Source organism: Pontitalea aquivivens (assembly GCF_046507575.1).
In the GTDB taxonomy this organism is placed as follows: domain Bacteria; phylum Pseudomonadota; class Alphaproteobacteria; order Rhodobacterales; family Rhodobacteraceae; genus Pontitalea; species Pontitalea aquivivens.
The window spans coordinates 36326-53778 of record NZ_JBKFEY010000016.1; the positions used below are offsets into that span (position 1 = coordinate 36326).

General features: G+C 66.6%; 15 protein-coding genes. 4 read left to right on the forward strand and 11 right to left on the reverse strand.

Annotated elements, in window-relative coordinates:
• The first annotated feature begins 201 nt into the window (after window positions 1-201).
• A complete protein-coding gene (locus ACK8OU_RS14715; protein WP_410304176.1) occupies window positions 202-510 on the forward strand; it encodes a hypothetical protein in 309 nt (102 codons plus the stop codon).
• Between the two features lie 170 nt (window positions 511-680).
• Here the strand turns inward: ACK8OU_RS14715 and acnA are convergent, their stop codons facing one another.
• Window positions 681-3431 carry an aconitate hydratase AcnA gene (gene acnA, locus ACK8OU_RS14720; protein WP_410304177.1) on the reverse strand — a complete coding sequence of 917 codons (2751 nt, stop codon included), beginning with the start codon at window positions 3429-3431 and terminating at the stop codon, window positions 681-683.
• A 277-nt stretch (window positions 3432-3708) separates the two neighbouring features.
• On the opposite strand from acnA, the gene ACK8OU_RS14725 reads away from it, so the two are divergent.
• Window positions 3709-4722 carry a DUF1223 domain-containing protein gene (locus ACK8OU_RS14725; RefSeq protein WP_410304178.1) on the forward strand — a complete coding sequence of 338 codons (1014 nt, stop codon included), beginning with the start codon at window positions 3709-3711 and terminating at the stop codon, window positions 4720-4722.
• A gap of 18 nt (window positions 4723-4740) precedes the next feature.
• On the opposite strand, the gene ACK8OU_RS14730 is transcribed toward ACK8OU_RS14725, so the two are convergent.
• Together ACK8OU_RS14730 and tkt are read right to left on the reverse strand one after the other, a co-directional pair.
• A complete protein-coding gene (locus ACK8OU_RS14730; RefSeq protein WP_410304179.1) occupies window positions 4741-5637 on the reverse strand; it encodes a DMT family transporter in 897 nt (298 codons plus the stop codon).
• Between the two features lie 53 nt (window positions 5638-5690).
• Window positions 5691-7709, reverse strand: a complete 2019-nt coding sequence (gene tkt, locus ACK8OU_RS14735; RefSeq protein ID WP_410304206.1) for a transketolase — start codon at window positions 7707-7709, stop codon at window positions 5691-5693.
• Window positions 7710-7925: 216 nt separating this feature from the next.
• Between tkt and ACK8OU_RS14740 the strand changes: the two genes are divergently transcribed.
• Window positions 7926-8519, forward strand: coding sequence for a hypothetical protein (locus ACK8OU_RS14740; RefSeq protein WP_410304180.1), 594 nt, complete (start codon window positions 7926-7928; stop codon window positions 8517-8519).
• Complete coding sequence (locus tag ACK8OU_RS14745) at window positions 8512-8889, forward strand: cell division protein ZapA (RefSeq protein WP_410304181.1); 378 nt, start codon at window positions 8512-8514, stop codon at window positions 8887-8889. The genes ACK8OU_RS14740 and ACK8OU_RS14745 overlap by 8 nt, the downstream gene beginning before the upstream one ends.
• Window positions 8890-9083: 194 nt before the next feature.
• On the opposite strand, the gene purF is transcribed toward ACK8OU_RS14745, so the two are convergent.
• The 8 genes from purF to ACK8OU_RS14785 all read right to left on the reverse strand — a co-directional run bounded on the left by purF (window position 9084) and on the right by ACK8OU_RS14785 (window position 17417).
• On the reverse strand, window positions 9084-10556 hold the full coding sequence (purF, locus tag ACK8OU_RS14750) for an amidophosphoribosyltransferase (protein ID WP_410304182.1): 1473 nt from the start codon (window positions 10554-10556) through the stop codon (window positions 9084-9086).
• A gap of 110 nt (window positions 10557-10666) precedes the next feature.
• On the reverse strand, window positions 10667-11233 hold the full coding sequence (locus ACK8OU_RS14755) for a CvpA family protein (protein ID WP_410304183.1): 567 nt from the start codon (window positions 11231-11233) through the stop codon (window positions 10667-10669).
• Window positions 11234-11256: 23 nt separating this feature from the next.
• Window positions 11257-12624: a DNA repair protein RadA gene (radA, locus tag ACK8OU_RS14760; protein WP_410304184.1), complete on the reverse strand. Its 1368-nt coding sequence runs from the start codon at window positions 12622-12624 to the stop codon at window positions 11257-11259.
• Window positions 12625-12711: 87 nt separating this feature from the next.
• Window positions 12712-13146, reverse strand: a complete 435-nt coding sequence (locus ACK8OU_RS14765) for a paraquat-inducible protein A (protein ID WP_410304185.1) — start codon at window positions 13144-13146, stop codon at window positions 12712-12714.
• Window positions 13147-13893 (reverse strand): ABC transporter ATP-binding protein, encoded by a 747-nt coding sequence (locus tag ACK8OU_RS14770; protein WP_410304186.1) that lies wholly within the window; start codon window positions 13891-13893, stop codon window positions 13147-13149. It lies immediately after the preceding gene.
• Window positions 13890-14672, reverse strand: coding sequence for an MlaE family ABC transporter permease (locus ACK8OU_RS14775; RefSeq protein ID WP_410304187.1), 783 nt, complete (start codon window positions 14670-14672; stop codon window positions 13890-13892). The genes ACK8OU_RS14770 and ACK8OU_RS14775 overlap by 4 nt, the downstream gene beginning before the upstream one ends.
• The gene (gene alr, locus ACK8OU_RS14780) at window positions 14669-15718 is read right to left on the reverse strand and encodes an alanine racemase (RefSeq protein ID WP_410304188.1); all 1050 of its coding nucleotides are present in this window, start codon (window positions 15716-15718) and stop codon (window positions 14669-14671) included. Before alr ends, ACK8OU_RS14775 begins: the two co-directional genes overlap by 4 nt.
• 208 nt (window positions 15719-15926) lie before the next feature.
• On the reverse strand, window positions 15927-17417 hold the full coding sequence (locus tag ACK8OU_RS14785; RefSeq protein WP_410304189.1) for a replicative DNA helicase: 1491 nt from the start codon (window positions 17415-17417) through the stop codon (window positions 15927-15929).
• Window positions 17418-17453 lie beyond the last annotated feature (36 nt).

Here is a 17453-nt window from a genome sequence, read left to right on the forward strand (position 1 = left end):
CTGGCAGCTTGCGCTTCCGCGTGGTCGCAACCCGTGTGTCCAACGCTGCTATTGGTCCAAGCCACCGCAGTGGCTGCGCGACGGGCGCAGAGGTTTTACCCGCCCATGCCATCACACTTGGACCTGCATGCCGCAGCCGCAGGGTCCGATTGCCGATCTTCACGAACCCCATCGTCCGATGTCGGCGTGAGGGGGCGGAACATGACGATTTCCAACCACATCACCCTGGCTGATATTCACCGTATGCCGGTGGGCCAGATCGCGGCGCTGCCCGCTGATCAGCTCGCGCTGCTGAAAGGCGCGGCGGACGAGCCGCTGACGCAGGCGAGGTCGGTCGCGGAATGGCTCGACGACGCGATCTCGCTAATACGCGGACCGCGCCCAGGACACCCGCCAGGAGGCGGGCAAGGACAGCTGTGGCGAGCGTCGCACCGGACGATCTGGTCGCAGCGCGCGAAGACGACGTGCTGGAACTCACCCGCAGCCAAAAGACCAAGTTGCCGCAGCTGACCGAGGACCAGGCCGGGCACCCGCGCGGGCATGCGGCCTATCCGGTCAGGTGGCCCTGTCCCGCAGCGACGGAATGTCGTTTCGGGGTCACGCGCAACCGGCTGTCTTGCCGCCCGGCATGACAAGAAAAGGCCCCGCCGTGGCGGGGCCTTTCGGTTCGTGCGGGCCGGTCAGGCCTTGGCGAGGTTGCGCAGCACATAGTGCAGAACGCCGCCGTTTTCGAGGTACTCGATCTCGACCTCGGTATCGATCCGCGCCTTCAGCTGGATCGTCCTGGTCGTGCCGTCCTTGTAGGTGATGTGGCAGGGCACCAGGCTGAGCGGCTTGATTTCGCCTTCCAGGCCTTCGATGGTGACCACCTCATCGCCGGTGATGCCCAGCGACTTGCGGGTCTGGCCTTCGGTGAATTCGAACGGCACCACGCCCATGCCGATCAGGTTGGACCGGTGGATGCGTTCGAAGCTTTCCGCGATCACCCCCTTGACGCCCAGCAGCGCCGTGCCCTTGGCCGCCCAGTCACGGCTGGAACCCGCGCCATATTCGACCCCGGCAAAGATCACCAGCGGCGTGCCGGCGTCCTGATAGGCCATCGAGGCGTCGAAGATCGAGGTCTGCTGCCCGTCCGGACCTTTGCTGTATCCGCCTTCAACGCCATCGAGGATCTCGTTCTTGATGCGGATGTTGGCGAAGGTGCCGCGCATCATGATCTCGTGGTTGCCGCGGCGCGAACCGTAGCTGTTGAAGTCCTTGGGCGCGACCTGACGTTCGGTCAGGTATTTGCCGGCAGGGGTGGCTGGCTTGAACGAACCGGCCGGGCTGATGTGGTCGGTGGTGATCATGTCGCCCAGCACCGCCAGCACCCGCGCGTCGCGGATGTTGGAAATCGAGCCCGCATCCCTGGACATGCCGCGGAAATAGGGCGGGTTCTGGATATAGGTCGAGGTCGGCGGCCAGTCATAGGTTTCGCTGTCCGTCGTCTCGACGCTCTGCCACTTGGCATCGCCCTTGAACACGTCGGCATATTTCGTCTGGAAGGCTTCGCGCGTCACGGTCTTTTCGACCAGTTCGGCGATTTCCTGGTTGGTCGGCCAGATGTCCTTCAGATAGACGTCGTTGCCATCCTTGTCCTGACCGATCGGATCGGTGGTCAGGTCGATGTTCATGTCGCCCGCGATCGCATAGGCCACCACCAGCGGCGGCGAGGCCAGGTAGTTGGCGCGCACGTCGGGGCTGATCCGGCCTTCAAAGTTGCGGTTGCCCGACAGGACGGCGGTGGCGATCAGGTCGTTTTCGTTGATCGCCTTCGAGATTTCGGGCTGCAGCGGACCCGAGTTGCCGATGCAGGTGGTGCAGCCAAAGCCCACGATGTTGAAACCCAGCGCGTCCAGGTCTTCCTGCAGGTTGGCAGCCGCCAGATATTCCTGCACGACCTGCGATCCGGGCGCCAGCGAGGTCTTGACCCAGGGCTTGGCCTTCAGACCCAGCGCCCGCGCCTTGCGCGCCACCAGACCCGCGCCGATCAGCACATAGGGGTTCGAGGTGTTGGTGCACGACGTGATCGCCGCGATCACCACCGAACCGTCGTTCAGCGTATAGCTTTCACCCTCGACCTTGGCGGTCTTGTGGGTATTGACGGCCTTGGTCGCCACGGGGCCTTCGTCGGCCATGTCCTTGGCCGCCGCCGAGACATCGATGCCGCGGTAATCGGCCACGACCCTGGCAAAGGACTGGGCCGACTGGGTCAGCGGGGTATAGTCCTGCGGGCGCTTGGGGCCCGACACGGCCGGGACGATCGTGCCCATGTCCAGTTCCAGCGTCGAGGTGTAGACCGGCGCGTAATCCGCACCGCGCCACATGCCGTTTTCCTTGGCATAGGCCTCGACCAGGGCGATGCGGTCTTCATCGCGGCCGGTGTTGCGCAGATAGCGCAGGGTTTCGTTGTCGATCGGGAAGAAGCCGCAGGTCGCGCCATACTCGGGGGCCATGTTGGCGATCGTGGCGCGGTCGGCCAGCGGCAGATGGTCCAGGCCTTCGCCGTAGAATTCGACGAACTTGTTGACCACGCCATGCTTGCGCAGCATTTCCACGACCTTCAGCACCAGGTCGGTGGCGGTGGTGCCCTCGACCATGCGGCCGGTCAGCTTGAAGCCCACGACCTCGGGGATCAGCATCGACACCGGCTGGCCCAGCATCGCGGCCTCGGCCTCGATACCGCCCACGCCCCAGCCCAGAACGGCCATGCCGTTGACCATGGTGGTGTGGCTGTCGGTGCCCACCAGCGTGTCGGGGTAGGCCACTTCCTCGCCGTTCTGGTCCTTGTCGGTCCAGACGGTCTGGGCCAGGTATTCCAGGTTCACCTGGTGGCAGATGCCGGTGCCCGGCGGCACCACGCGGAAATTGTCGAACGCGCTTTGCCCCCATTTCAGGAAGGTGTAGCGTTCCATGTTGCGTTCATATTCCAGATCGACGTTCTTCTGGAAGGCGCGCGGGTTGCCGAATTCGTCGATCATGACCGAATGGTCGATGACCAGATCGACCGGCACCAGCGGGTTGATCTTCCTGGGGTCGCCGCCAAGGGCCTTGATGCCGTCGCGCATCGCGGCCAGGTCGACCACGGCGGGAACGCCGGTGAAGTCCTGCATCAGCACGCGCGCCGGGCGATAGGCGATTTCACGCGGGTTCTTGCCGCCCTGGCTGGCCCAGTCGCCAAAGGCCTTGATGTCATCGACCGACACCGTGAAGCCGTCATCCTCGAAGCGCAGCAGGTTTTCCAGCACCACCTTCAGCGAGGCGGGCAGTTTCGAGAAATCGCCCAGGCCCGCGGCCTGCGCGGCGGGGATCGAGTAATAGGCGATGGTCTTGCCGCCCGCGCTGAGCGTGCGGCGCGTCTTGGCGGTGTCTTTTCCGGTGACGACGGTCATAGGATGGCCTCCCTTGGGCAAATAGGGTCTCGCTGCGGGGCTTTTGCCCGATCGGGCAGAGTCGATCAAGGGGGGCGGTGCGATTTTGTATACCATTGTGCACAGTTTTTGCCGCCCCGAACCGCCCCCGCCCCCGAACCACGGCTGAACTGCCCCCGAACTGCTGCGGCCGTCCCGGCGGCAGGGCTGCCACGGGGCGGATAAAATCGCAAAACCTTGATTGGCAAAGCCCCGGGGCGCGGCTTAGGAAGTAAGGCGACCAGAAGAAAGAGGCGACATGAAACGCGCGATCATCAGCGCCGCGATCGGGGTTTGGATAGGGCTCGGACTGGGGCCCGGCATGGGGCCCGGCATGGTGGGGGGGGCGTTCGGCCCGGGCCTGTCGGTGGCAGGGGGGGCTGCCCGGGCGCAGGTCGCCCCCGATGTGACGCTGGAAAGCCTGGCCCCGCTTGAACAACAGGCGCCAGCCGCGCCGCTGGACAGTGCCGCCCGCGCGGTTGATGATGGCGCCGCAGCAACGGGCGGGACCGCAGCGGATCCCCCTGGCAATCCGGGTCTTTCCGGCGCCGCGCGGGCGATGGAACCCGAGGTGGCCGCCCCGGTGGCTGTTGCGCCCGCCGACAGCGCGCCGCTTGCCCTGGCGCCGGTGGTGATCGAACTGTTCACCTCGCAGGGCTGTTCGGCCTGTCCGCCCGCCGATGCGCTGCTGGCCCAGATCGCCTCGCGTGACGATGTGATCGCGCTGGCACTGCATGTCGATTACTGGGATTACCTGGGCTGGGAAGACCCCTTTGCCCAGCCCGCCTTTACCGCGCGCCAGAAGGCCTATGCCCGGGCCGCGGGCGAGCGGTCGATCTATACCCCGCAGATGATCGTGGGCGGGGCCGAACGGGTGGTGGGCGCGCGCCCCGCCGAACTGACGGCCCTGATCGAGGCGCATCGCGCCGTCGCCCCGCGTGTGCAGATGCGCCACCGCCTGGAATCCGGGCGCCACATTCTCGAACTGCGGGCCGATCCGCCGCTGGACACCGGCGCGGTGGTGCAGATCGTGCGCTATGCGCCGCAGGCCCGGGTTGAAATCCTGCGCGGCGAAAACGCGGGCAAGATCGTCGATTACGCCAATGTCGTCACCGCCTGGCATGCGGTGGCCGAATGGGACGGGCGGATGCCGCTGAAGCTGACCGCGACGATCGAGGGTGAGGAACCTGCCGTCGTGATCGTGCAATCGGCGCGGCCGGGCAAGACCGGCCCGGTGCCGGGGCACATCCTGTCGGCCGGGCGCCTGAACTAGCGCCCGCGGGAACCAGGATCAGGCTGACCCGCCATTCGCGCGGGTCCGCGCCCGGGCTTCGGCGGTTTCGCGCGCCCAGACATACAGCCCGGCGGCCACGATGATCGTGGCGCCCAGCACCGTCCAGCGATCGGGAAACTGGTCGAAGAACATCCAGCCCCAAAGGCTTGCAAAGATCAGCCCGACATAGCCGAACGGCGCGATGACCGAGGCGGGCGCCAACGAAAAGGCCCGGATCAGGCACAATTGCGCCAGGGTGCCCAGCAGCCCCACCGCCACAAATCCCCACAGATCGCCCATCGCGATCGGCCGCCACAGCGACGGCAGCAGCGCCGTGCCGATTACCGTGCCGAACAGTGCGGTATAGAACAACGAGGTCCACAGGCTTTCCCGGTCGCCCACCACACGCGTCAGCAGCGCAAAGCCCGCATAGCAAAAGGCGGTGGCCAGCGGCAGCAGGGCGGCGGGCTGAAACACCCCCAGCCCCGGGCGGATCACGATCAGCGCGCCGATCAGTGCGGCGGCCACGCCAAAGGCCCGCCGGGGCCCGATCCGTTCGCCCAGAAACAGCGCCGCGCCCAGTGTGATCAGCACCGGGTTGATGTCGGTGATCGCGGTCGCCTCGGCCAGGCCGATGAAGGGCAGCGACAGGAAGAAACAGGCGGTCGCGCCGAATTGCAGCACCGACCGTGCCGCCTGCAGCAGCGGGAAGCGCGTGCGCAGCAGCGCCGTGCCCTTGGGCAACAGGATCAGGAACACCAGCAGGGCCTGGCCCGCATAGCGTGCCCAGACCACCTGCAGCGGCGCATAGCTGGCCGACAGATGCTTGGCCAGCGCATCCATCAGCGTGAAGGTCAGCACCGCCGCAAGGCAGAACAGGATGCCCGCCGCCACCGCCGACAGGCGGCCTTGCATGAAAGGGGGGGCTGGTTCCAGCCCCCCCCTGTCATGCGGCGGTTTTCGCGGTCTCACAACAGCGCCTTGACCTTTTCGGCAATGGCCTCGGGCGTGATGCCGAATTCCGCGTAAAGCCGGTCTGCCGGGGCCGAGGCGCCAAAGCTGTCCATACCGACGAAGCCGGCCTTCGATTCACGCCCCCGTTCGCCCAGCAACCAGCGGTCCCAGGGCTGGCGCACGGCGGCCTCAACGGCCACACGCACCGGACCTGCGGGCAGGATCTTGCGCCGGTAGGCTTCGTCCTGCGCCGCGAACAGTTCCATGCAGGGGACCGAGACGACGCGCGTGCCAATGGCCTGCGCCTGCAGGATGTCGCGCGCCTTCAGCGCGATTTCCACCTCGGAGCCCGAGGCCATCAGGATCGCCTGGCGCTTGCCCGCCGCTTCCTCGATGACATAGGCGCCGCGCGCGGTCAGGTTGGCGTTGGAATGGGTCTTGCGCAGGGTCGGCAGGTTTTGCCGCGACAGCGCCAGCACCGAAGGGGTGGACCCGGTGGTCAGCGCCAGTTCCCACGCCTCGGCGGTTTCCACCACATCGGCGGGGCGGAAGGTCCAGGTGTTGGGCGTGGCGCGACAGATCGCCAGATGTTCCACCGGCTGGTGGGTCGGGCCATCCTCGCCCAGGCCGATGCTGTCATGCGTCATCACATAGACCGCCGGCACCCCCATCAGCGCCGACAGCCGCATCGCGCCGCGCGCATAATCGGTAAAGCAGAAGAAGGTGCCGCCATAGGGCCGCGCGCCGCCATGCAGCCAAAGCCCGTTCATCGCCGCCGCCATGCCGTGTTCGCGGATGCCGTAATGAATGTAGCGCCCCTTGCGGTTGTCGGGGCCAAAGACGCCCAGATCGGCGGTCTTGGTCAGGTTCGACCCGGTCAGGTCGGCGGACCCGCCCACGGTTTCCGGCACCACCGGGTTGATCGCGGCCAGCACCATTTCGCTGGCCTTGCGGGTGGCGACCTTGGGGGCGGCCTCGGACTGGGCCTTCTTGAAGGCGCGGATCGCGCCGGCGAGCTTCTTCGGCGCCTCGCCGGCCATCTGGCGTTCGAACTCGGCGCGTTTTCCGGCGGGCAGGGCGGCCAGGCGCGTTTCCCATTCCGCGCGGGCGGCGGCACCGCGGGCGCCGATCTTTTCCCATTCGGCCTTGATGTCAGCCGGGATCACGAAGGGGCCATGCGACCAGCCGTAGATTTCCTTGGTCGCGGCCAGTTCGCTATCGCCGAGCGGTGAGCCGTGGACCGAATAGCTGTCGGCCTTGGTCGGCGCGCCGAAACCGATGATCGTCTTGCAATCGACCAGAACCGGGCCCCTGGCGGCCCTGGCCGCGGTCAGGGCGCGGTCGATGTCGGCGGGGTCATGGCCGTCGCAGGACAGCACCGTCCAGCCCGAGGCGGCAAAGCGCGCGCGCTGGTCGGTGCGGTCGGCGATCGACACGCGCCCGTCGATGGTGATGTCGTTGTTGTCCCACAGCACGATCAGGTTCGACAGCTGCTGCATGCCGGCCAGGCCGATGGCCTCCTGGCTGATACCCTCCATCAGGCAGCCGTCGCCCGCGATCACCCAGGTGCGGTGGTCGACGATCTTCTTGCCAAAGCGCGCCTGCAGCGACTGTTCCGCGATCGCCATGCCGACGGCGGTGGCAATGCCCTGACCCAGCGGGCCGGTGGTGGTTTCGACCCCCTCAAGATGGCCATATTCCGGGTGGCCCGCGGTGCGCGCCCCCCATTGGCGGAAGTTCCTGACCTCATCCAGCGTGGTCTGGCGATAGCCGGTCAGGTGCAAGAGCGCATAAAGCAGCATCGAGCCATGCCCCGCAGACAGCACAAAGCGGTCGCGGTCGGCCCAGTTCGGGGCGCTTGCGTCGAACTTCAGGTGGTTGCGAAACAGAACGGTCGCCACATCGGCCATGCCCATCGGCATGCCGGGATGGCCGGAATTGGCGGCCTGCACCGCATCCATCGCCAGCGCGCGGATGGCGGCGGCAAGCGTCCAGTGGTCGGGATGGGCGGCACGAAGCTGGGCGATATCCAAGACGGTGACCTTTCGGCTGATCATTCAGGGTTGTCCCCTGATAGCAGCCTGCCGCGCAAGATCAAGCGCACCCCCCAAGTACTTGATGCAAAAGGGTGGGCTTAGGTGGCGCAGATTGGGTAAGATCGCGGTTGAACGGACGGGGCGCGATTCGCGCCCGTCCCGCGTGATCCGGGCCGCGCATTTGGCCCGCACCAGAAACCGGAGGCAGGCAGAATGAGCGATATCGCCGAATACGAACGCCGCATCAGCTTTGCGCTGGAACGCATCGGGCGCGGGGTGGATGCGCTGGCCGCGCGTCCCCTGACCGCGCCCGAACCCGTCGCCGAACCCGTCGCGGAGGTTGTCGCGGAAGCTGTCACCGGGCCCGCAGCCCTGCCGCAGCCCGATGCCGACAGCGCCGCCGAACTGGTCCGCCTGCACGCGGCGCTGGAGGCCGAACGCAGCGCCAATGCCCGGCTGTCCGACCGCGTCCGCGCGATCCGCGACAAGCAGGAAACCACGCTTTCGGCGCTGGAACGGCGGCTGGCGCAGGCCAGCCGCGCGCTGGAGGTGGCCGAGGCCGAAGCGGCGCGGCTGAAACAGGCCAATGCCGATCTGGCGGCGGCCAATCGCGCGCTTCTGGACGCGGCGGAACGGGTTGAACCGCATCTGGTCAACCGCGCGCTGCAGGCCGAACTGGAAGGCCTGCGCGCCGCGCGCGCGGCGGAACTGGCCGAACTGAACGACATCCTGGGCACGCTGGAGCCGATCCTGGCAAGCGCCGAAGCCGGGGCTGCAACAGCACAAGAAGGTGCCGATCATGGCTGAACTGAAGATCACCATCGGCGGGCGCGAGTTCGAGGTTGCCTGTCAGGACGGCGAGGAACATTTCCTGCGCACCGCAGCCGGAATGCTGGATGCCGAAGCCTCGGTGCTGATCGGCCAGATCGGTCGCATGCCCGAGGCGCGGATGCTGCTGATGGCGGGCCTGATGCTGGCCGACAAGACCGCCGGGATGGAAGACCAGCTGCGCGAGGCCGAAGCCCGCCTGGCCGCCGCCGAAGCCGCCCTGGCCGAAGCGCGCGCCAACCCGATCCGCGCCGAGGTGCCCGTGATCCCCGCCGAAGTCACCGAGTCGCTGGCCGAAATCGCAGCCCGCGCCGAGGCGCTGGCCGATCGCGTCGAAGAGGTGCTGTAAGCCGGAAGAGGTGCTGTAAGGCGCAGGCAAAGATCAGGGGGCCAATGGGGGCCAATGACCGGGGGGGGCCGTGTGTGGGGGGCGTGTCTGGCGGCGCGGCCCTGACCGGCGCCCGCGCCTGTGGGCGTGTGGGATCGTGAGTATTTTTGCCAAGAAGAAGCAGCCGCGGTTTCGGGCAGGCGGAAGGCGGCGGGCTATTCCGCCGCCTTCATCTGAAAACCTTTTTCCAGCTGATCCGAGGGCGCGACCGGATATTCGCCCGAGAAGCAGGCATCGCAATATTGCGGGCAGGCGGCATCGCGGCCCTGCGCCTCGCCCGCGGCGCGGTAGAGCCCGTCGAGCGAGATGAACCTGAGGCTGTTCACCCCGATCCAGTCGCGCATCTCATCTTCTGTCATGCGCGCGGCCAGCAGTTTCGTGCGGTCGGGCGTGTCGACGCCGTAAAAGCAGGGCCAGGCGGTCGGCGGGCTGGCGATGCGGAAATGCACCTCGGCGGCGCCGGCATCCAGGATCATTTCCTTGATCTTGCGGCTGGTGGTGCCGCGCACGACCGAATCGTCGACCAGCACCACGCGCTTGCCCTTGATCAGGCCCTTGTTCACGTTCAGCTTCAGTCGCACGCCCATGTTGCGGATCTGTTCGGTCGGCTCGATGAAGGTGCGGCCCATGTACTGGTTGCGCGTGATGCCAAGCGCGAAGGGGATGCCGCTTTCATGGCTGTAGCCGATCGCGGCGGGGGTGCCGCTGTCGGGGACGGGGCAGACCAGGTCGGCCTCGACCGGGGCTTCGCGGGCCAGTTCCACCCCGATCTGGAAGCGGGTTTCATAGACCGACCGGCCGCCGATGATGCTGTCGGGGCGCGAGAAATAGACATGTTCGAAGATGCAGAACCGTCCCTTCGAGGCGCCGAAGGGGCGTGAGCTTTCGATCCGCCCGTTCTGGATCACCACCATTTCGCCGGGGTCGATTTCGCGCACGAAATCCGCGCCGATGATATCCAGCGCGCAGGTTTCCGAGCTGAGCACATAGCCGTTGTCGCCCAGCCGGCCCAGCACCAGCGGGCGCACGCCCAGCGGATCGCGCACGCCGATCAGCTTGGTGCGTGTCATTCCCACCACCGAAAACGCCCCTTCCACGCGGCGCAGCGCATCGGCGATGCGGTCGGCATGGTATTTCTGGATCGAGCGCGCCATCAGGTGGATGATGCATTCGCTGTCCGAACTGGACTGGAAGATCGCGCCCCGTTCGATCAGTTCGCGGCGCAGGGCATCGGCATTGGTCAGGTTGCCGTTATGCGCGATCGCGCAGCCGCCCATGGAGAATTCGCCGAAGAAGGGTTGCACATCGCGGATCACGGCCGCCTTGGACCCGGCGGTGGAATAGCGCACATGGCCGATGGCCAGCGCCCCGGGCAGGGTTTCCATCAGCGAGGCCTTGGTGAAATTGTCGCGCACATAGCCGAACCTGTGGGCCGAGTTGAAGCCCTTGTCGGGATCGTGGGCGACGATGCCGCCGGCTTCCTGCCCGCGGTGCTGCAGCGCGTGCAGGCCAAGCGCCACGAAATTGGCCGCATCCGACACGCCGATCACGCCAAAGACGCCGCATTCCTCCTTCAGCTTGTCGTCATCGAACGGGTGAGACAGGAACGTGCGGGCGGGGCGGGTCATGGGGGGCTCCGACGTGTGGGGGTGTTTGCGGGTGATGTAATGCGAAACGGGGGGGCTGTCACGCCCCCCCGCCATCAAAACCGTCACTTCGCCGTCATGTGGGGCGCCGGTCAGTTGCCCGCGGGCGCCGTGCAGGCGCTGACCAGCTGTTCATAGCGCGCGACGATCCAGCCGGGGGCATCATCGGGCACCGAGTCGTCCAGCGAGCCGGTCACCCGTTCGAACACCGAGGCCGAGCGCGAATTGTCCACCACGGGAAGCGCCTCGTTGACCATGACACGGTCATAGACCACGAAGGCCACCGCCACCAGAACCACGCCGCGCAGCACGCCGAACAGGAAGCCCAGCCCCTGATCGATACCCCCCAGCGCCGATCGCTGCACGACCGATGCGAACAGCGGCGTGACGATGGAAAACACCACCAGCGCCAGCGCGAAGACCGTGGCGAAACCCGCGATCATGCCCAGTTCGCAGCTGTCGCCCAGGAACTTGTCCAGCACCGGGATCTGCGCCACCAGCGGGCGGGCCATATTGGCGAAAAGATAGGCCAGGACGGCGGCCGCGATCCAGCCCGCGATCGACAGCCCCTCGCGCACGAAGCCGCGACTGTAGGCGAGGATCGCCGACAGGACGATGATGGCCGCCACGATGGCGTCGATGATGGTAAAGCCTTCCATGCGTTCCCTTTCGTGCCTGCGCGTCAGCCCGCGCCGAACATCTCACCCACGAATGTCACAAGATCGGGCAGCTTGCGAAGCGCCATCCCGCCGCCGCCCCCGGCCTTGGTCCGTTCCGGGGCAATGGCCTGTGAGAAACCAAGTTTCTCGGCCTCTTTCAACCTGTTTTCCGCCTGACCCACGGGGCGCAGCGCGCCCGACAGGCTGATTTCACCGAAAATCACCATGTCGGGGGGCAGGGCCACATCTTCACGCGCGGACAGAAGCGCCGCGGCCAGCGCCAGATCGGCGGCGGGTTCCAGGACCTTCATCCCGCCCGCGACATTCAGGAACACATCCAGCCCCGCAAACGGGATGCCGCAACGGCTTTCCAGCACCGCCAGGATCGTCGAGACCCGCCCCGAGTCGAGCCCCACCACCGTGCGCCGGGGCGAGGCCAGCGACGAGGGCGCGACAAGGGCCTGGATTTCGGTCAGCACGGGCCGCGTGCCCTCGATCCCGGCGAAGACGGCCGAGCCGGGGGCGGCCAGGCCGCGTTCGGACAGAAACAGCGCCGAGGGGTTGGCGACCTCGGACAGGCCCCCGCCGGTCATCTCGAACACGCCGATTTCATCGGCGGGGCCGAAACGGTTTTTCACCGCGCGCAGGATGCGGAACTGATGGCCGCGTTCCCCTTCGAAATACAGAACCGTGTCGACCATGTGTTCCACGACGCGCGGGCCGGCGATCTGGCCTTCCTTGGTGACATGGCCTACCAGGATGATCGCGCAGCCGCGCGTCTTGGCGAAGGTCACCAGTTCGTGGCTGGCGGCGCGGACCTGGGCGACGGATCCCGGCGCGCTGTCGACCATGTCGGCCCACATGGTCTGGATCGAATCGATGATCGCAAGGTCGGGGCGTTCGGCATCCAGCGTGGTCAGGATGTCACGCAGGTTGGTTTCCGCGCCCAGCTGCACCGGCGCATCGGCCAGGCCCAGGCGTTGTGCGCGCATGCGCACCTGGGCCGATGCCTCTTCGCCGGAAATGTAAAGGCATTTCAGGCCGTTGCGGGCGAAACTTGCGGCGCCTTGCAACAGCAGCGTGGATTTGCCGATGCCCGGATCGCCGCCCACAAGGATGGCCGAGGCCGGTACCAGGCCGCCGCCCAGGACGCGGTCCAGCTCATCCATCCCCGATCTTGTGCGCGGCGGCGGTGCCTCGGCGGTGGCAAGTGTTGTCAGCGGGATCACCCGGCCCTTGGCGGCGCCCAACGTCTTGCTGGCGGGGCCGGTGGACAGGGGCGCCTCTTCCTGGATGGTGTTCCAGGCGCCGCAGGCGTCGCATTTGCCGCCCCATTTCTTGTGGGCGGCGCCGCAGGCGGTGCAGGTGAAGGAAGAGGTCGTCTTGGCCATGGCCCTTCCTGCCCGATCCATCGCCCCGGTTCAAGGCCGGGGGCGCCGCCCCCGGACCCCCGAGGTATTTCCGGCAAGATGAAAGGGTCAGCGGTGCGGCGGGGCCGGCAGGTGGGACAGGATCAGGCTGGTGCCGGTGCAGAAGGTCAGCAGGTAGAGGCCCCAGCCGGTTTCGATCCGGCCGACGCCCACGCCCTTGGCCAGAACGATGTAGAGCGCGATCAGGAAGATGTCGGCCATGGCCAGCCGGCCCAGGGCCTGCAGCGCGGGCAGCAGGCGCGGCGGGGCCAGGCCGAATTGCACCAGCGCAAGGCCAAGCGTCTTGGCCAGCGGTGCGACCAGCGCCAGAAGTGCCACCAGAAGGGCAAGCGGGATGTCCTTGTCCCACAGCGCCCGAAGGCCGGAGAACACCGAGATCGAACCGAGGTCGAAAAACGGCAGCAGCCCCGCATGCAGCAGCGGTGCAGCCCAGGCGACGGGGAACAGCACCAGCAGCGCCAGATTGGCCAGGCGCAGCGGCATTCAGCGCACCGATTCGATCGGCCCTTCGGCCCGGCCGTGGATGAATTGCTGGACGTAAGGGTCCGACGTCGTGTCCATTTCTGCAATCGGGCCGGTCCAGCGGATCTTGCCGCCATGGATCATCGCCACCTTGTCGGCAATCGCGCGGACCGAGGTCATGTCATGGGTGATGGTCATCGCGGTGGCGCCCATTTCCACCACGATTTCACGGATCAGTTCGTTGATGACGCCGGACATGATCGGATCAAGCCCGGTGGTCGGTTCGTCGAAAAAGATCACCTCGGGTTCGGCGGCGATGGCGCGGGCAAGGCCCACGCGTTTCTGCATGCCACCCGACAGTTCCGCCGGGAACAGGTCGGCCACCTCGGGCTTGAGGCCCACGCGGCGCAATTTCTCGATGGCGATGTCGCGCGCCTGGGCTTTGGGCAGCTTGCGCGCGCCGCGCAGCAGGCGGAAGGCCACATTTTGCCAGACGGGCAGGCTGTCGAACAGCGCGCCGCCCTGAAACAGCATCCCGAAGCGCGCCAGAAAGGCATCGCGCGCGGCCGTGGCCACATCTTCGCCATCCAGTGTGATGGTGCCGCGATCAGGATGAACAAGACCCAGGATGCATTTGAGAAGAACGGATTTTCCGGTGCCGGATCCGCCGATGATGACCATGCTTTCGCCGGTCGGGATGGTCAGGTCGATCCCGCGCAGCACCTGGTTGGCGCCAAAGGCCTTGTGAACATCGCGCAGGTCAATCATGCCGAAAAGAACGCCTCTGTCAGCAGGTAATTCGCCCCGAGGATCAGGATCGAGGCGCCCACGACCGCCGATTTCGTGGCCCGCCCCACGCCCTGTGCGCCGCGGCCTGATTGCATGCCGTGATAGCAGCCCATGACCGCCACGATGAAGCCAAAGGCCGCGCCCTTGACCAGACCCGAGCCCACATCCCAGAATTCCAGGAAGTCCCAGGTGTTCTTGAGATAGGTGGCCGAGTTGAAATCCAGCCGGCTGACGCCGACGATCCAGCCGCCCATGATACCGATCACATCGCCCACGCCCACCAGCAGCGGCACCGTCAGCGTGGCTGCCAGGACGCGCGGAACGGTCAGATATTTCATCGGGTTGGTGGACAGGGTCACCAGCGCGTCGATCTGTTCGGTCACCTTCATCGTGCCGATTTCCGCCGCGATGGACGAGGCGACGCGCGCCGCTACCATCAGCCCGCCCAGAACCGGACCCAGTTCGCGCGTCATGCCGATGGCAACGATTGAGGGCACCACCGATTCCGCCGAAAAGCGTGCGCCTCCCGAATAGATCTGCAGCGCAAGCGCGCCGCCCGTGAAGACCGCGGTCAGGCCCACCACCGGCAGCGACAGCCAGCCGATCTGCAGGCAGGCATGCAGGAATTCCCGCGCGTAGAAAGGGGGGCGCAACAGATGCGACACCGACTCGGCGGCGAAAAGCGCGATGCGTCCGGCAAGGGCCAGCGCGCCCAGTACGAACCGACCCAGCGCCGCCAGCGGGGCGGTGACGATCACGCCACGCCCCCGGCGTAATCGCGCCGATAGCGGTTGCCCAGCGAGGTCAGGATTTCATAGCCGATCGTGCCCGCCACGTCGGCCAGATCATCCACACCCTGTTCGGGGCACAGGATGTCCAGGCTGCGCGGCTCTTGTGGCAGGTGGCTGACATCGACGGTGATCAGGTCCATCGACACGCGTCCGACAACGGGGCAGGGCGTGCCCTCGGCCCAAAGCGTCGCGCGGCCCGACAGGCTGCGCAGCAGCCCATCGGCGTAGCCGGCGGCAACGGTCGCGATCCGGGCATCGGTTTCGGCCTGCCAGGTGTTGGAATAGCCCACGGTCTCGCCCGCCGCGACCTCACGCACCTGCACCACGGGCAGCGACAGCCGCACGACCGGGCGCGCGGCCGCAAGGGGCAGGCCGCCATACAGGCCGATTCCGGGACGGGTGACGTCAAAGTGATAGTCGCGCCCCAGCAAGATCCCCCCCGTCGCCGAGAGTGAGCGCGGAACCGACAAGCCATCGGTCATGCGGCGGAATTCCGCCAGCTGACGGGCGTTCATCGGGTGGTCGGGCTCATCGGCGCAGGCAAGATGGCTCATGATCAGGCACGGACCCGCGCCGGTGACAATGCCTGCCACCGCCGCCCATTCCGCGGCCTCCATCCCAAGCCGGTTCATCCCGGTATCAAGCTGAATGCCAAAGGGCGCGCCGGGCAGGGTTTCGAAATGGCGGGTGACCTGTGTCAGCGAATTCAGCATCGGGGTCAGGCCAAGCGCGCCGATCATCTCTGTATCGCCAGCCATGTGCCCGGAAAAGACAAGGATCTCGGGGCCCTCGCCCAGCGACTGACGCAGGGCCGCGCCCTCCTCGGCGGCAGCCACAAAGAATTTGCGCACCCCGGCCTGTGCCAGTACCCGCGCCACCCGTGCCGCGCCCAGACCATAGCTGTCGGCCTTCACCACGGCCGCCGTTTCGGTCGTGGCTGCGGACAATGCATCCAGCGCCCGCCAGTTGGCAAGGATTGCGTCCAGATCGATGCGAAGCGATGCAGTAGCCATGGCGCTTTCTTGTGCGCCCGCCCGCCAAGGTCAAGCGTAATTATCCGTGGCCGCCGCGCGGCGCGGCAATTGTGGCGCAGGGGGCGCTGCCCCCTCTGGCCTGCGGCCATTCACCCCCGAGGTATTTCGGGCAAGATGAAACGATGCCTTCATCTTGCCGAAAATACCTCGGGGGGGCCCGAAGGGCGGGGGCAGAGCCCCCTTTCGTTCAGAATCCGTCCGCACCGTCGCCTTGCCAGGCCTTGGCAAGATCCGAGAACCGGGTGAAGCGGCTTTCGAAGGCCACTTCGACCGTGCCGATCGGGCCGTGGCGTTGCTTGCCCAGGATGATTTCGGCCTTGCCATGCACGCGTTCGGCCTTTTGCATCCATTCGGCGAATTTCGGATCGTCTTCGGATGGTTTCATCCGTTCGTGATAATATTCGTCGCGATAGACGAACATCACCACGTCCGCATCCTGTTCGATCGAGCCGGATTCGCGCAGGTCCGACAGCTGTGGGCGCTTGTCCTCGCGGCTTTCCACGGTCCGGCTCAGCTGTGACAGCGCCACCACCGGGATGCCGAGTTCCTTGGCAAGCGCCTTGAGCCCCATCGAGATTTCCGCGATTTCCTGCACCCGGTTCTCGCCCTTGCCGGTGCCGCGCAAGAGCTGCAGGTAGTCGACGAAGACCACATCCAGCCCATGCGTCCGCTTCAGCCGCCGGCAGCGCGCCGCGACCTGGCTGATCGGCAGGGCGGGGGTGTCGTCGATATAAAGCGGGCAGGTTTCCAGCGCCTTGGCCGCCTCGACGAAACGGCGGAATTCCGCCTCGGTCATGTCGCCGCGGCGGATCTGTTCAGAGGGCACCTCGGATGCTTCGGACAGGATCCGCGCGGCCAGCTGTTCGGCGCTCATCTCCAGGCTGAAGAAGCCCACGACCCCGCCCTCGACCGCGCCTTCGGCGCCGTCATGGCGTTGGCCGCGCTTGTAGGCCTTGGCGATGTTGAAGGCGATGTTGGTGGCCAGCGAGGTCTTGCCCATCGAAGGGCGCCCGGCCAGGATCAGCAGGTCCGACGGGTGCAGCCCGCCCAGCTTCTTGTCCAGATCGCGCAGGCCGGTGGACACGCCAGACAACCCGCCTTCGCGCTGATAGGCGGCATTGGCCGATTGCACGGCCTCGGTCACGGCCTTGAGAAAGCTGACAAAACCCTTTTCGCTTTGCCCCTGTTCAGCCAGTTTGTAGAGCGCCTGTTCCGCGGCGACGATCTGTTCCTTCGGATCGTCCTGTACCACCACCTGTGCCGCGCGTGCGGAAATGTCGGCGCCCAGCCGGATCAGTTCGCGCCGCACGGCCAGTTCATAGATCATCTGCGCATAATCGCGCGCCGCATAGGCCGCGATCGCCGCCCCCGCCAGACGCGCCAGATAGGCCGGGCCGCCCAGTTCCTTCAGCCCCGGATCATCCTCAAGAAAGGCCTTGAGCGTCACCGGCGAGGCCAGCGCGTTCTTCTGGATACGCGCCACCGCCACCTCGAAGATGCGCTGGTGCACGGGCTCGAAGAAATGTTCCGCCCGTACGATCGCGGCGATGCGGTCATAGATGTCGTTGTTGGTCAGGATCGCGCCCAGCAGTTGCTGTTCGGCCTCGATGTTGTGGGGAAGCGTGTCGGCATTGGCCGGAAGCGTGGGGGCGGTGCCGATCGTGCCGATGTCGTTCATGCTCTGCCTCTTGTCTCGCCTGGCCGATCCCATAGC